Below are 14,507 nucleotides of genomic sequence, written 5' to 3' on the forward strand. Positions count from 1 at the left end.
AAAGGGGGTGCCACAAAGCACGCCTCAGGTCGTGCCCCGTGCCCCTAAACTCGTTACCATTCAAGAATAGGATGTGCATTTCATACCAAAATTAATGATTTTATCAGACACTCGCGTTAGTCTTTCGCAGGGCCGGGGGGCATATTTGCCCGTGATGAGTTTTTGTTTGCGAATGCCGGCCCAATTCATTCAACATGCGGCATGAATATTATTCTTGAAGGTAATTTTCTTGCTTGTCCAGTTTTATGGACTGCATAGACGCCCTGATGCCCGAGCCCGATCAGGGGCAGGCTGGGATTAATCCTGAAATGCCAACTATTTTTGCGCGGTGACCAGCTTTTAGAACTGCCGCCGTGCGCGCAATGCCGCGCCGATCGTGCCGTCATCAAGATAATCAAGCTCTCCGCCGATGGGCACCCCTTGGGCGAGAGAAGTAATGGAAACCCCGCTGCCCTCCAGCGCTTCGGCGATGTAATGTGCGGTGGTCTGGCCGTCTACGGTTGCATTCAGCGCGAGGATCACCTCGCGGGTGCCCTCATCCTTGACCCGTGCCACAAGCGCGGGGATGCGCAGATCATCCGGCCCGATGGCATCAAGCGCCGAAAGAGTGCCGCCCAAAATGTGATAGCGACCCTTAAAGACCTGCCCGCGTTCCATCGCCCAAAGATCGGCGACATCTTCGATCACGCAAATCTCGCCGGTGGCGCGGCGGTCGTCGCTGCAAATGGTGCAAACCTCGGCGCCGCTGATGTTGCCGCAAATCTGGCAGTCGCGCGCATTCTCGGCCACGCTTGCCATGACCCGCGCCAAAGGGGCCATCACTTGCACGCGCTTTTTGAGCAGCATTAAAACCGCACGGCGCGCCGACCGGGGGCCAAGCCCCGGCAGACGCGCCATCAGGTCGATAAGCTGCTCAATCTCTTTGGGGGCCTGCGCCATGGATCAAAACGGCAGCTTCATACCGGGCGGAAGGCCCAGACCTTCGGTCAGCTTGCCCATTTCCGCCTGCGCCCGCTCGCTCGCCTTGCCTTGGGCGTCTTTGATCGCGGCAAGGATCAGGTCCTCGACCACCTCTTTTTCCGAGGCGACAAAGATCGACGGGTCAATATCCAGCCCCGTCAGTTCCCCCTTGGCCGTCGCGCGTGCCTGCACAAGGCCAGCGCCGCTTTCGCCGGTCACGGTGATCCGTTCCAGCGACTCTTGCATTTCGGCCATCTTGCCTTGCATTTCCTGCGCGGTTTTCATCATCTTGGCCATATCGCCAAGCCCGCCTAGACCTTTCAGCATCGCATATTCTCCCATTACCGGTTTTCTTTGACCTAAGGTGCGCGGCCTGCGGCTTCAACCCTCTTCAAAGGGGTCCCATTCATCTTCGACCTCTGGCAAGGCCTCAAAGGCGGCTTCCAGTTCAGGCTGGCGCATTTCGCTGATTTTAGCGCCGGGAAAGGCCATAAGCACCGCCTGTACCAGCGGGTTCTCCATCGCCTGCGCCTCGGCCACGATCCGGTCTTTGTCTTGGTCTTCGGCGATGGTGGCGCCGCCGCCGGTATTGACGACCGTCACCGCCCAACGCGCGCCGGTCCAGCCCTGAAGCCGTGCCGCAAGCCGTGCCGCCAGATCGCGCGGGGCGGCGGGAGTGGGTTCAAACTCAATCCGTCCCGGAGAGTATTTTGCCAGCCGCAGGTTGGTTTCCACCTCGACCAAAAGCGCCATATCGCGCCGATCGCGGATCAGATCGACGACATGGGCAAAAGTCACATAGTTTGCCAAAGCATTGGGGGCGAGGGCGGTCGCCGTGGCCTGCCCACCCTGCATGGTGGGGCCGTGGCTTGGCCCCATCGCGGGTGCATGCAGACGGGTGGTCGCATGAACCGCCCCGCCGCCACCGCCCGCAGGCGCGCCGCCAGTGGGGGCGGGTTGGGTCGATTGCAGCTTGCGGATCAGGGTTTCGGGGTCGGGCAGGTCGGCCACATGGGTCAGGCGGATCACGGCCATTTCCGCCGCCATCATCGCGTTGGGGGCCAGTGCCACCTCTTCCAGCGCCTTGAGGAGCATTTGCCACATCCGCGTCAGCACCCGCATCGGCAAACGTCCTGCCATATCGAGGCCACGCTTGCGTTCATCCGGCGGGGTGGTCGGGTCTTCGGCCGCCTCGGGGGTGATCTTGATCACCGAAAGCCAATGGGTGATTTCCGCCAGATCGCGCAGCACCGCCATCGGGTCCGCCCCATCGGAATATTGGCTGGCAAGCTCGGTCAAGGCGGCGGCGGCATCCCCGCGCACCACCATATCAAACAGGTCCAACACCCGCCCCCGATCGGCCAGCCCCAACATGGCGCGCACCTGATCGGCGGTGGTTTCCCCCGCGCCGTGGCTGATCGATTGATCCAAAAGTGAGGTCGCATCGCGCGCCGACCCTTCGGCCGCCCGCGTAATCAGCGCCAAAGCATCATCGGAAATCGTCGCGCCTTCGCCTTTGGCGATCTTTTGCAGCAGCGCGATTTGCACTTCCGGCTCAATCCGTTTCAGGTCAAAGCGTTGGCAACGCGATAGAACCGTCACCGGAACCTTGCGGATCTCGGTTGTGGCAAAGATGAATTTCACATGGGCAGGCGGTTCTTCCAGCGTTTTAAGCAGCGCGTTGAAAGCACTTGTCGACAGCATGTGAACTTCGTCGATGATATAGATCTTGTAGCGGGCTGAGGTGGCACGATACGCGACCGAGGCGATAATCTCGCGGATGTCATCAACCCCTGTGCGTGACGCCGCATCCATTTCCATCACATCGACATGGCGCCCCTCCATGATGGATTTGCATTGGTCGCAAACGCCGCAAGGTTCGGTCGTCGGGCCGCCGGTGCCATCGGGGCCGACGCAGTTCAGCCCCTTGGCGATGATTCGCGCCGTGGTGGTTTTGCCCGTCCCGCGGATGCCGGTCATGATAAAGGCCTGTGCGATCCGATCCGCCGCAAAGGCGTTCTTGAGCGTGCGCACCATGGCATCCTGCCCGACCAGATCGGCGAATGTCTCGGGCCGGTATTTGCGGGCGAGGACCTGATAGGCGGGCTGGGCTGTATCGGACATGGGATTCCCTTGGATGGCTTGCGCGCCAATCTAAGCACTCGCTTGCCGCCCGTCCACCCGCCGGAATAGGATGGTTGCGAAACGGGGGGCGGAATGGCGTTCGAACTGGCAGAAATCGCGGTGGGTGGCGGGGTTCTGGGACTTTGTGCCTGCCCGCAGGCCGCTGATGTGCCTGCGTTGCGCGCCGATCTGGTGCTGACGCTGTTGGAGGAGATGCCAGCGGGGCTGGCCGCTGCCTTGGCCGGTGCGGCGATTGCACAGCGTCATTTCCCGATTGCCGATTTCTGTGTGCCGCCGCAGGATTCCATGGGGGAATGGGCAGCCCTTTCGCATGATTTGCACGGGGTTTTGGCGCAAGGCGGTCGGGTGATCATCCATTGCAGGGCAGGCTGCGGGCGCACAGGGATGATCGCGCTGCGCCTGATGGAGGAGGCCCGAGAACCCGATGCGCTGGCCCGCTTGCGCGCCGTGCGGCCCTGCGCGGTGGAAACCGAAGCGCAGATGGCTTGGGCGCTGGCCTAGCGTTTCTTGTGCTTCTGCGCGGTCTTGATTTGTTTGGCCAAGGCCCGCCCCTTGGAGCGTTTGGTAATCCCGTAACCCTTGCCCATCGCCGCACCGGAGCTGGCTGTATTGGCCGTATCTTCCGCGCTTAGCTTGCGCCAGCGGGCAAGGCGTTCTGGGTCGACCTCACCTGCGACAATGGCGGCTTGCACGGCGCAGCCTGGCTCTCGCTCATGCAGGCAATCGCGGAATTTGCATTGGGCGGCAAGGGCGGTAATTTCGGCAAAAGTCACCTCGATGCCGGTCGCCGCGTCCGAGACGCCAAGCCCCCGAATGCCGGGGGTGTCGATTAACCAACCACCCGTAGGCAAAGAATAAAGATGGCGCGCCGTGGTGGTGTGGCGGCCGCGCGCATCATCCTCGCGAATTTCCTGGGTGGCGACGGACATGCCGGTCAACGCGTTGGTCAGCGTGGTTTTGCCCACACCAGATGACCCCGAAAGCGCCACTGTCTGCCCTTCGCCCGTCCATTTCGCCAGCAGCTCAGGCACATCGGGCGCATGGGCATCCAGCAACAGCACGGCAAGATCCGCGCCCAAGGCCTGCGCTTGTGCCAGATAGGCCACAGGGTCCTCGGCCATATCGGCTTTGGTCAGCAAGATCACCGGCTCCACCCCCGCATCATGCGCCAGTGTCAAATAGCGTTCCAGCCGTGCGACGTTAAAATCGGCGTTGCACGAGGTGGTGATGAAAAGCGTGTCGATATTCGCGCCGATCAGGCGGTATTCGCCAATATTGCGGCTGCCTGCACGGGAATGAACGCGGCGTTGCAGCAGGCTCCGCCGTTCAAGGCGGCGTTGCATGACCGATTGGCTGGCCGAGATCAGCACCCAATCGCCCACGGCAAAACTGCCCGAGGGGTGGCCGTTGGGCAAGGCAACCTCACATGGGCCGCCCTCGGTCAATACGCCAAGACGGTCGCGGTGCACTTGGGCCACGCGGGCAGGCACATGTGCAAGGTCTTCCTCGGTAAGCTGATCCGCGAAATATGCGTCCCAGCCGAGGGTTTTGAGCGTTGGAATGTCGATGCTATCAGAGGGAATAATATGCGTCCCGTTGGCGGCGGCACGCAGGCCGCGAATAGGGTGAGAGGCTGGACAACTCACTTTGTCCAGAAATTTAAATAAAATCAATGACTTACTGATCTTGTTTGTGTCGGTTTGTAGCAGGTCTTGTAGGCGTGATTGTAGCAGTTAAGACACAGTTCGAATTCTATTACATACATAGTGTCTAATGTCTACATCGCGCAAGCAACCCCGCATCGGGTACGAATGCACGACGTGATCCGAAGCAGCCGTTATTTCCGGGGAACGGCTGACTTTCCACTGCTAAACGCCTCATCCCGCGTCGAGAAGCTCCCTGAGCGCCTTCACCCGCGCTGGTGTGACCCGTGGATCACAACCGCAGCTGATGACCCTGATGAACTCAATCCATGCCTTCTCATTCTCGGTTAGCTGATCCCACGGTCCAGCTGGGGCTGTTGGCAAAGTGAAGATTGGTTCGCTCATTTGTTGAAGATCCCTCTCAGCACAGCACGCGAGCGTCCTGTCAGACGTGGATCGCTGTTGCCTGACGCATCGCGAAGCTCATCAAGCCAACCGCGTTCGTTCTCGGTTGCTGGTGTTCCAAAAATATCTGTAATCGCTTTCGCCGCCGTCGCACCAACGGCTTGGTCAAGGGCGAGGCGCATCAGGTACGCTGGGTCAACTTCCAGCGCCTTCGCAAGCGATGGTACCCGGTCGAGCGGCACCTTGTTTTTACCGTTCTTCAGAAACGTCATCATGTTGGCATTACCAAAGCCTGCCTCGGATGCGATTTCAGCTTGTGTCTTACGATGCGAAAGATCACGGATACGGTCGGTGATCAGTCTTGCAGTTGCGGTGTTTTGATATGGGTTTGTCATGTTTCTCTCTTGTGACTGGTTACATGACTTACTTACCGCGTCGTATAGATGCGGTCGGGTGGGACTTTTATTGCCCGTTGAAAACTGCGAAGTCCTAGAGAAGAATCGTCTTCTTGATGGGGATGCAGCCTGTGTCGGCAGATCGGGGACGACTCAATCCTCCGGGTTGCATACCGAGCGGTTATTGGAGAGGTAGTAGCGGAAGCTTTTGTGCTTTCACGGTATTAGATGGCTTCTTTTGCAGCATATGGATGAACGAAATCACTTTCGGCGTAAACTACTATTAGCTTAGGGTGATCACGCGTCGTTAATTTGAAATCATCTCGCTTAATATTCGAAGGCGTCAAATAGGATAGACACGTCAAAGGAGGAATCGTAGCCTGGTGCTTGCACGCCCTCTAGACCGAAGGTGAAAAAGTGCTTTCTTGCCGCGCGCCATCCACGCACCAAACTGGGAAAAACAACTTCAACTTTGTCGTCCTCTTTTCCGTCGGAACGCCAAGCCGAAGGTGCTATCCAATTTCCCAATATTAGCTCTTCATTCGATGGAGTCGGGCAGTCGCGCTGGTACCGGCTACCCAACAAACGATTGCGCTCAACACACGCTCGACGAACAACATTTACTGTCCAACCGTCGAGTGCTTTCAGAACAGTCGGGTCTTCGATCAGGCAATAGAAACCCATCAGCCCACGCATTTTTTTCAGGCGTCCATCTTTGTAGAGAAAATCCTGTATTTCTTGTTCTTTAAGACCTCCGTAAAACCCCCTGCGAAGTTCATAGACCAAACCTAGCAGGTCCCAGTCATAACCGTATCTCCTGTTGGCTCTACTGCGATTGAACCCGTATTTCAGAGAGTTGATCAGATATATATTTATAAGCCGAGAGACTTTCTGCTGAAGTTTCTTCTCGGTCTTTGTGGGAAGAGTTAATCCTTTGTCACTGAACCCATACCCCAAATAAGTAAAATCGTTGATCGTGCGGATTTCATGTTGATGGTCAGATATAACGGCAATGCCTGGCGATTTTTTACGATTAACAATTAAGCCGCTTTCGGAGCAGTGTCTGTCAAAACACCGCTCAAGGCGCTGGGCCTCTTCGTAACTTCCGCAGATCGCGACTACATCGTCAGCAAATCTGACAAACTTACCCGATTCCGCTGACAGTTTTCGGTCAAGGTCGTGGTTTGCGAGATTGGCCAAAAATAGCGATGCTGATGAACCTTGGGGTGTTCCCTTGATTTTGCGCCGAAAGGTTTGAGTTCTGTGCGCATCGGCATCGCCCAAACGGTGATGAAGAAACGCAGAAAAAATATGACGCTCATGAGGAGTCAAGCCAACAACAGACCGATCAGAAATCTTCTTTTTCAGGTAGTTGGCTGGGATGTTGTCAAAGTATTTTTCAAAATCAATCTGAACGGCAAATAGTTTTCCATCTTTGTCGAAATCGCGTAGGGCTAAAATCGCATCAAACACGTTCTTTTCTGGGTGATAGGCATAGGAATGCGGAGAGAGCCGTTTCTTGTTTCTATTCAAGGTTCGTCGCAAGAGCACATTTGCCAATGCAGCATCCGGAATGCCAAATGCCGTTACATCGCGTTTTGTTCCGTCTGGCTTTGGTATCTGAAAATTTATTGCGGGTTCAGGATCATATTCGTATCGAAGCACTTTTTGCCAAATGGCAGTTGCAATAACATTCGCATTACGCTTGCAGTGACGGGGATCAAAGTGTCTATGTAGCGGTTGTCTATATCTAACAGGCGGCATCGTCGCATCGACATTCGTGCGTCGTGTAAATTTTTCACGAAATTTGGCTTCTTTCTCGAACTGAGATCGTTCCTTATCAAAGGATTTTTTGCTTAACCGTTTGATTTCTTTCCTAAGTGCGTTTCGCATAAATACTCACGTATAATATTCGGTGGGGCGCATAGAGTAAGGGGAACGGCAACTTGAAGCTGCCGCACCATCCGGTAGAACTTTCGAACCACCGTCGTCAATTCGGTTTCCCAAAATAGACGTCGTCGACCCCATAAGAGCCAGGTAGGTCGCGCCCCACCTAGGCTTCGCGCCATGGCTTGAGTAAGTCTTACTCGTTTAGCATAGTCAACTTGAGATTGAAGGTATTTACCAAGATTGCCTGTGATGCTCGCTAAAAACTTTCAGTATTGTCACTTACAGCGAAGGTCCGGGTTCCGTCTGTTCTGTCAGAACACCTCTACAATGCGCCAGTTGAATTTGACCATCCCAACCAACAAAAGCAAATTTTTTGCGTAGAGACTTAGCATGTTGACCGGAGACCAAACATGCTGACCCAAAAACGCTTGCGCACCGTTCTGAGTTATGATCCGGAAACGGGAGCCTTTACCTGGAATCAAGGTTTCAGAAAGGGAACGACCGTAGGCACCCTGCACGATGGTCGAGGGTTTCTGAAAGTCAGCATCGATGGTCAGCGCTATCTGTTGCACCGGTTGGCATGGCTGTGGATGACGGGCGCGATGCCGACATCGAATATCAAGCACCTTGACGGTAACCGCAGCAACAACCGATGGTGCAACTTACGATTGGGTGATCGGATGCAAAAGTCGTCTCATCGAGGTCCACGGCGGAATGAAACGTCCATACCCGGCGTTTGGGAGGTGGGTGACAAGTTTGAAGCGACGGTTGGCGTCGATGGCTTGATCTTGTCACTTGGTGAATTCGAGACAGCGCGAGCCGCACAAGACGCCATCATTCGTGCCATTCGTCGGGGACAGGAAAGCCAGCGCCGAAAGCGTCCCAATGCAGCGGTGATATAGAACATTCGCCGTCAACAATGTTAAATTAAGTGTCCACAACTGCTCATAGGTGACGTCAGAGGGTCAATTTCAGCATGAATTGCGCCCGAAATGTAACGTTTTTCACGCTAAAACGTCGCATATCTTGCCCTAAACGCAACGTCTATGTACACGAAAACACTTTATTTTATTGGGTTTGATGGTTTCATATGTAACGCTATGTTGACAAAACCACCCCAAAAAAACGTTTCTGACCGAGAGATGGACTTGGTATTGCATTCATGCGGATCGAAAATCATGCGAAACCAATTGAAATAGTCTCGCATCGCCGGATGTGGTCCGAAAGGTCTGGACGCTGAGTAATGGTCTCTGACAGTGCTGGGCGTGCTCTGACGCCTAACTGGTTTGAAGTTCGCACATCAACCGTCTCGCATTAGTCCATCGTTGGTTTCGTGCGTGTTCTTCACGCTAACAAGGATAGCGGAGTAGAATGATATACAGGGTCGGCTTGAATGCCTTGTTCAGGGGCGATCGTAGGCAGCGATAGGTCATTGCCCGCACCTAAGTGACCTGAGACATTGAGGATGCGTCTCAGCGGTCGCCCTATTGAGCCTGGCGGTGGTCTGAGTGACGACATCTGCTGATGCGAGTTTATGTTGGTGATAACGCAGCACGTCCAGCGTGCGGCGGATAAATCGAAATGGTGGAGGTCCATTTGCGATCTCCGCTTCATGTGCGCCCAGTGAAAGCTTCCGCTCTCCTCCACCTTACTGCCGGAACCGCAACATGACGTTTGTTGTAGTTCACGCTCTTCACCAAGTTTCGGCGACCGTGAGCTGGCTTTCGTTGGTTCTCGACGGCGCACACGGTGGAGAGTATTTATGCAACGCCATGTTGCAATTAGGCAACTAAGGGCGTAACATAGTGTTGCCGACGACCCGAAGTGGTCTGAGGGCAGCGCAAAGCAAAAAGCAAAAAGCAAAATCTTGTCGGCACGGGCCTGCGAGGTGTCGTGCGGATTATGCACGTTTTTCTTTGTTCACCCTCCCCATGACGGCTTTTTTCATGAAACCACACCTGACCTGTGATCCTATGATGGATCTAGAAGCGACTCGTGCTGCACAGTCTGCTGAAGAATTGAAGCAAGTGCACGCGCATCGTATCGAAACAGCTGCCGATCCACTCGCTCCGAACATAACCTTAAGACCTAAAATTGTCGCGGGCGCTGATGCCGGTTTTGTTAGAAACAGCCAGTGCAGCAAGGTGTTTGACGTATACGGCGATGATGCGCCTAAGTATGCAATACCTACCACCTTAAACACCACTCTCCTAAGCACCGAACGCTCATACCCTGTACACAGCATCGCAGGCAGAAAGCTCACGGAAACAAAGACCAGTTCTTCTCAACAAACACGTCAACCACGTCGCGCAGCAGCCAAGCTCGATCAGGTTGCTTTGGCGAAGACGTGGTACGGTCTCAAAAGCAAGGGGAGAAAAGATAAGCTGACCGATCATGAAAAGCTCTCGGCAGCGTTCTGGCAGACGGCTTCCAAAGGAGGCATGGCTATCTCTTTGAATTTTGGTGTTCGGCGTGAGAATATGCTTGCGGCAAGCGCCGATCCAAAGCGCAGATTGATGCAGAACCTGCACCGTCATCTTTCGGAGGCAGGCTTTGGTCAAATACCCTATGCATTGGCTTTTGAGATTTCGCCTGAAAGTAGCGGAAATAGGTTACACTTGCATGGTGCAATCGACACGTCCGGACTTACAAGCGAAGACATCCGGTGTCTTAGCACAGCTCTACGCAAGGCTGCCTCTTTCGCCGAGGGTCCGCCGACTGACTTGACCACGTTAAGCCGTGCCAATGGTGGTACGTTTCCTGCAACGCGCGCGCTTGCCTACATCTGGGGTGATCCAAAGCAGAGCCACCTCGCACGCGTTATGCCGCAATTCGCAGGCGCGATGGCTGATGACTTGGTGCCGGTCAAACTCGATGGTGTTTACACGCCCACACCAAGGGCGCTTGCAGGGTTGCTCGCCTATCTTGAGAGCATCCAGCGCTAAACTGGACGATTAACAGCTGCTTGCGCCTCGTGAATGCTTCAAGCCCATTATTTTGACCCAACAGGAACGGAAGGAACACGCTATGACCAAGGAAACGAAAGCTCAGTCGTCTACCGATTTTATCGGCATGCTCGGTAACATGCCGTTCAACCCGATGAATGACCCGCAGCTGAAAGCCTGGTCCGATCTGGGGGCTGACATGATGAAGTTCGCGGCGTCTCGGATACAGCAAGATCTTGAGGCGCAAAAGTCCATGCTGGCATGCAAGAGCCTTGAAGAGCTTCAGAAGGTTCAAGCTGAATTCTTTAGCGAGGCGGTGAAGGGTTATAATGCGCAAATACAGCGCGTCGCAGAGGTTATGTCGGGTGCTGGGAAGGCGCAGGCAGGTGCCGTCGTCTCATCGACAAAACGTGGGTACGACGATGTGCCGCTGTAAGGCGTAACGGTGTAATCGGCATGTAAACCGAGCACGTCCTCATCCGGGAGTTGGGGGTTATTGTTGCAAATCGCAGCACGCCCACACAATAGCCCTACAGGCTCACGGAGAGGCGATTTAAAGGGGGTATGCGCCCTGCCTGCTAGGTTGGGTTGGGTCCGGCGCGCATGGCGCCCAGTGACTCGCTTCTGAGCTGTTTGCAATGGTGACATGGTTCTGTCGGGGTGGGTATTTGATTTGAGTGCAATGGGCGGTCGGTTGGATGGTGGCGCTGTGAGGAAGCCTTCAGAGCGTTCCGCACCGACATTCGCGCTTGCGGTAGCAAGGTCAGTTAGGCAGAGTCTATAATGTTGACCTCAAGATTAAATGCGGGTGCCGTCCGCAGCAATTGAAACTTGAAAAGTATAGCACTAAGTGATAGGGGTGATGTGCGAGTATTTTTGACTAAGCAGTTCTCGAAGTGGGCTGTTGACGAGGCAATCGACGATAATACGCTCTTCGATACCGCTGAAAAAGCCTTCGGTGGCGAAGTAAGCGCAGATCTTGGCGGATACCTGTTCAAACAGCGGGTTGCACGTGAAGATGGAGGAAAGTCAGGCGGGTATCGCACGATACTCTGCTTTCGGAAGTCCAATGACAGCAGGATCTTTTTCCTGCACGGTTTTCCGAAGAGTAACAAAGGCAATATCACCTCGAAAGAGGAGAAGGCGTTGAAGAAGATTGCAAAGTCCTTGGTTGATCTGTCGAATGAACAGGTTGAGGGACTGAAAGCAAAGATGGCGATCCGTGAGTTAGGGAACGAAGATGGAAAACCGCAGTGATATCCTCGACATGGCGCTCGACCTTGCGCTTGACCTCCATGACGTTGGAGCAATGGATAAAGCCACCCTTCGTGACATCGAGGAGCTGGCAATCCCAAAGGTCCCTGAGTATAGCGCCAAACAAATTCGCTTGATCCGAGAGCGGAACCACGTGAGCCAGCCGATCTTCGCAAGTTATATGAACGTTGGTCGGACAACAGTCGCTCAATGGGAGCAAGGTAAAAAGAAGCCAGGCGGGTCAGCCGCTCGGTTGCTTGATCTGATTGCACGCAAGGGCATACGAGCTATCGCTTAACGGCGGGCGCGATATTGATCCGTTGGCGCTTTTGCACGCGCTAATCCGGTTCATGCGCCGAGCTACCGTGTGACCTCATCACCGTCGAGCACAAGCAGCCCCAAAGGTCGTGGATCGGAAGTGTTGCAATCATGTTCAGGGGTTGAAAGAGCTTTAAGAGAAGGAATTAATGCAGCGAATGGCGGTGTGAGCCCAGATAGCAGAATGCTGCGAGTCAACCCATTGTCGGTTTTCATTGTTGAACCAAAACCCCTCAAGAACAGCCAAGGTTTTGAAGTGGTTTTTTGACGTATCTGCATTGCTAGCAGGCAAATATCGAAAGCCGCCATTCTGATGGATTACCGGTGTTCTCCAAAATTTGAAAAGGTGGCCCAATCTGCTGCTGTTCGACCAAACTTAGTATATTTGGAATTTCGTTCCGTTCGTCGTGCTGAAAATCATAAACGACAGTCAGATAACCATCCAAAATACGCGCTAATCGCCTTGTGGGTTGAATTGTGGCAAGCTTGACTGATCCAAACCGGCCGTTCAAAGCTTCTCTGATTAAACCAGAGATCGTTGAGGTAGAAGTTGAGCTGTTTTCGCAGGTCAAAATGGTGAGATCAGTAAATTCGCTGTCTTGATCCGCCGAGGGATTTTGCTCTTCTAAATCAGTTATGATAGTAAAATCATCAACGCCACCATTCTTAGCCATAGAAGCAAAAGCAGCTTCCTCACCAATCCTCAATGCTCGAACCGCGTACTCACCAATTAGAGAGGCGACTATCGCGCCTAATAAAAATGATCCGGCCCACATCAGATTTTTCATGGCTTTCCCGTCTTGGTCTGGATTTTTAGTAAAAATATGGTTTTTGCAGCATGTGCTGCGGCAGACTGAAACTATCCTCAGAAGACTATCATAGCAGATTGCGGCGTACCGAAATAGTTTTTTAACCTACTGTTTTGTGGTATAGTTGGTTCATTGTTATAAGTGATATCCGGCAATTTTTTTGGAGGGACTTCGATTGTCAAAATACCGTTTCAGGGTTTTATTTTGTATCGCTGCTGGAATGCTGACCGCATGTCAGAATGCCGATGTTTCAGATAGTCGGGCGGATCCAATTAGCGCTTCAACACCGATGCTTTGGTTATCTGCTAATTCGGAAAGTCAGCCTTGGGAGGGCTTTGTTACAGGAGCGATCAATGATTATGGAGCCTCTTTGGTGAACTCAAATCCAGAAGATATTGGTGATTGGTGTCCAGCCTATGAACACCAGTCCTCAGAACAGAGGAGGGCATTTTGGGCGTTTCTAATGTCATCCTTGATGAAATACGAGAGTAATTATGATCCCTCGGTAACTTACACTGAACCCTTTGAGGATGCGTCAGGAAATAGTGTCATAAGTCGGGGCCTCCTTCAGCTTTCTATTGAAAGTTCAAACGGATACGGATGTGGCATAGTTGACGCTAACGAGCTGCATGACCCAAAAGATAACCTTTCTTGCTCCATACGCATTATGGACAGATGGATTGGAAGAGATAACGTGATTGAATCCAGAACGACCACTGGAGAATGGCGTGGTATGGCAAGATATTGGTCTCCTTTCCGCCGGTCGCAACAAAGAGGCGCAATGCAGGCTCAAGTTAGCGCATCTAGCTATTGCCAATCGTAGAGTTGGAAACGCACAAGTTAACATTCATAGCGTGCTAAAAGCGGCTGTTTTAGAACATGCTGTGAACCGTACATTGGCGCAATTGCAGTGAAGGTCGGTAAAAGCCGCATAGCTGACCTCTGCGCAGACCGCAGCGAGTGGTGAACTTCGACGTCCAGACCATCACCTAGATGGCTTTTACAGTCGCGCTGGGTGTTTTTTTGGCGACGTGCCTGTGTGCAAGGCAAGCCACTTAGAACTGCATAACTTGGGGGCTCACCGGGTGACGCAAGTAGGCGGGCTTTGACGCCTGCGCAGCACACCCACACAATATCTTCCTAAAAGCGCTTGTGGATCTGTCATGTAGAACGACTTTTTGAATGGCAACGGTTTGCTGCACCCGTGTAAGTGTCTGCTTTCCTTACGTCATACTCAAAGCTATATGGTTCTGGAACGGTTCAACAGGGGTGCTGCAATGCCAAATGCGGATGAACAAGCGACGATGAAAAACATTAATCCCGTATTGTGGAAACTTGGAGGGCCAATCGGTAACTTCATCTCTATTCTAGGCGCGTTTTTTCTATTGCGCGATATTGCTTGTGGGGCGACGAAACTCTCATGGTACCTTTGGGGCGGTTGGTTGACGCTGATAGGGGTCACACTGTTAATTTTGCTTACTCATGCTTGGGCTGATGAGCGCTACCCGGGCTTCTTGATTGCTAGATTATGCATCACTGGTGGTATCCTGATCGGAATCGTCGTTTTGATTTTTCCGGGCGGACTGCTATTAGCAAAAACCTGCTAGACACTGAGCGGCAGGGAGAGGTGTCGACTTATCACTTGATTCGCTTGATATGGCTTAGGCACCTCGGATGACGTGCCTGATTGCACACCAAGCCGGTTAGAAATGACACAGCGTAGGGGGGCTCTGAGCGGCGCAA

15 protein-coding genes are annotated in these 14,507 nt (G+C 53.6%); 8 read left to right on the plus strand and 7 right to left on the minus strand.

Features of this window, described 5'->3' with window-relative positions:
• Nucleotides 1–339: 339 nt before the first annotated feature.
• Genes recR through EOK75_RS11395 form a run of 3 tightly spaced genes read right to left on the minus strand, consistent with a single transcriptional unit; the run spans nt 340 to nt 3,084 of the window.
• The gene (recR, locus tag EOK75_RS11385) at nt 340–939 is read right to left on the minus strand and encodes a recombination mediator RecR (protein WP_137194063.1); all 600 of its coding nucleotides are present in this window, start codon (nt 937–939) and stop codon (nt 340–342) included.
• Between the two features lie 3 nt (nt 940–942).
• Complete coding sequence (locus tag EOK75_RS11390; RefSeq protein WP_137194064.1) at nt 943–1,287, minus strand: YbaB/EbfC family nucleoid-associated protein; 345 nt, start codon at nt 1,285–1,287, stop codon at nt 943–945.
• 54 nt (nt 1,288–1,341) lie between these two features.
• Nucleotides 1,342–3,084 carry a DNA polymerase III subunit gamma/tau gene (locus tag EOK75_RS11395; RefSeq protein ID WP_137194065.1) on the minus strand — a complete coding sequence of 581 codons (1,743 nt, stop codon included), beginning with the start codon at nt 3,082–3,084 and terminating at the stop codon, nt 1,342–1,344.
• 93 nt (nt 3,085–3,177) lie between these two features.
• Between EOK75_RS11395 and EOK75_RS11400 the strand changes: the two genes are divergently transcribed.
• Nucleotides 3,178–3,606, plus strand: a complete 429-nt coding sequence (locus tag EOK75_RS11400) for a protein-tyrosine phosphatase family protein (protein ID WP_137194066.1) — start codon at nt 3,178–3,180, stop codon at nt 3,604–3,606.
• On the opposite strand, the gene rsgA is transcribed toward EOK75_RS11400, so the two are convergent.
• The 3 genes from rsgA to EOK75_RS11415 form a co-directional block, all read right to left on the minus strand.
• Nucleotides 3,603–4,751, minus strand: coding sequence for a ribosome small subunit-dependent GTPase A (gene rsgA, locus EOK75_RS11405; protein ID WP_240793967.1), 1,149 nt, complete (start codon nt 4,749–4,751; stop codon nt 3,603–3,605). The genes EOK75_RS11400 and rsgA overlap by 4 nt on opposite strands.
• 398 nt (nt 4,752–5,149) lie before the next feature.
• Nucleotides 5,150–5,548: a helix-turn-helix domain-containing protein gene (locus EOK75_RS11410; protein WP_137194067.1), complete on the minus strand. Its 399-nt coding sequence runs from the start codon at nt 5,546–5,548 to the stop codon at nt 5,150–5,152.
• A 327-nt stretch (nt 5,549–5,875) separates the two neighbouring features.
• Complete coding sequence (locus EOK75_RS11415) at nt 5,876–7,441, minus strand: reverse transcriptase domain-containing protein (RefSeq protein WP_137194068.1); 1,566 nt, start codon at nt 7,439–7,441, stop codon at nt 5,876–5,878.
• A gap of 407 nt (nt 7,442–7,848) precedes the next feature.
• Between EOK75_RS11415 and EOK75_RS11420 the strand changes: the two genes are divergently transcribed.
• The 5 genes from EOK75_RS11420 to EOK75_RS11440 all read left to right on the plus strand — a co-directional run bounded on the left by EOK75_RS11420 (nt 7,849) and on the right by EOK75_RS11440 (nt 11,935).
• On the plus strand, nt 7,849–8,340 hold the full coding sequence (locus EOK75_RS11420; protein ID WP_137194069.1) for an HNH endonuclease: 492 nt from the start codon (nt 7,849–7,851) through the stop codon (nt 8,338–8,340).
• Nucleotides 8,341–9,384: 1,044 nt separating this feature from the next.
• Nucleotides 9,385–10,383 (plus strand): hypothetical protein, encoded by a 999-nt coding sequence (locus EOK75_RS21405; RefSeq protein ID WP_240793968.1) that lies wholly within the window; start codon nt 9,385–9,387, stop codon nt 10,381–10,383.
• Between the two features lie 82 nt (nt 10,384–10,465).
• Complete coding sequence (locus EOK75_RS11430; protein WP_137194070.1) at nt 10,466–10,819, plus strand: phasin family protein; 354 nt, start codon at nt 10,466–10,468, stop codon at nt 10,817–10,819.
• 395 nt (nt 10,820–11,214) lie between these two features.
• Entirely contained in the window at nt 11,215–11,640 is a 426-nt protein-coding gene (locus EOK75_RS11435) for a type II toxin-antitoxin system RelE/ParE family toxin (protein ID WP_240793969.1), read from the plus strand.
• Nucleotides 11,624–11,935 carry a helix-turn-helix domain-containing protein gene (locus tag EOK75_RS11440; RefSeq protein WP_137194071.1) on the plus strand — a complete coding sequence of 104 codons (312 nt, stop codon included), beginning with the start codon at nt 11,624–11,626 and terminating at the stop codon, nt 11,933–11,935. Before EOK75_RS11435 ends, EOK75_RS11440 begins: the two co-directional genes overlap by 17 nt.
• A 301-nt stretch (nt 11,936–12,236) precedes the next feature.
• Here EOK75_RS11440 and EOK75_RS11450 read toward each other — a convergent pair whose 3' ends face one another.
• A complete protein-coding gene (locus EOK75_RS11450; RefSeq protein WP_137194073.1) occupies nt 12,237–12,743 on the minus strand; it encodes a hypothetical protein in 507 nt (168 codons plus the stop codon).
• Between the two features lie 196 nt (nt 12,744–12,939).
• Here EOK75_RS11450 and EOK75_RS11455 point away from each other — a divergent pair, with 196 nt between their 5' ends.
• On the plus strand, nt 12,940–13,587 hold the full coding sequence (locus EOK75_RS11455) for a hypothetical protein (RefSeq protein ID WP_137194074.1): 648 nt from the start codon (nt 12,940–12,942) through the stop codon (nt 13,585–13,587).
• Between the two features lie 454 nt (nt 13,588–14,041).
• Nucleotides 14,042–14,371 (plus strand): hypothetical protein, encoded by a 330-nt coding sequence (locus EOK75_RS11460; RefSeq protein ID WP_137194075.1) that lies wholly within the window; start codon nt 14,042–14,044, stop codon nt 14,369–14,371.
• Nucleotides 14,372–14,507 lie beyond the last annotated feature (136 nt).

The sequence above is a fragment of the Pseudorhodobacter turbinis genome (assembly GCF_005234135.1).
Classification (GTDB): Bacteria; Pseudomonadota; Alphaproteobacteria; order Rhodobacterales; family Rhodobacteraceae; genus Pseudorhodobacter; species Pseudorhodobacter turbinis.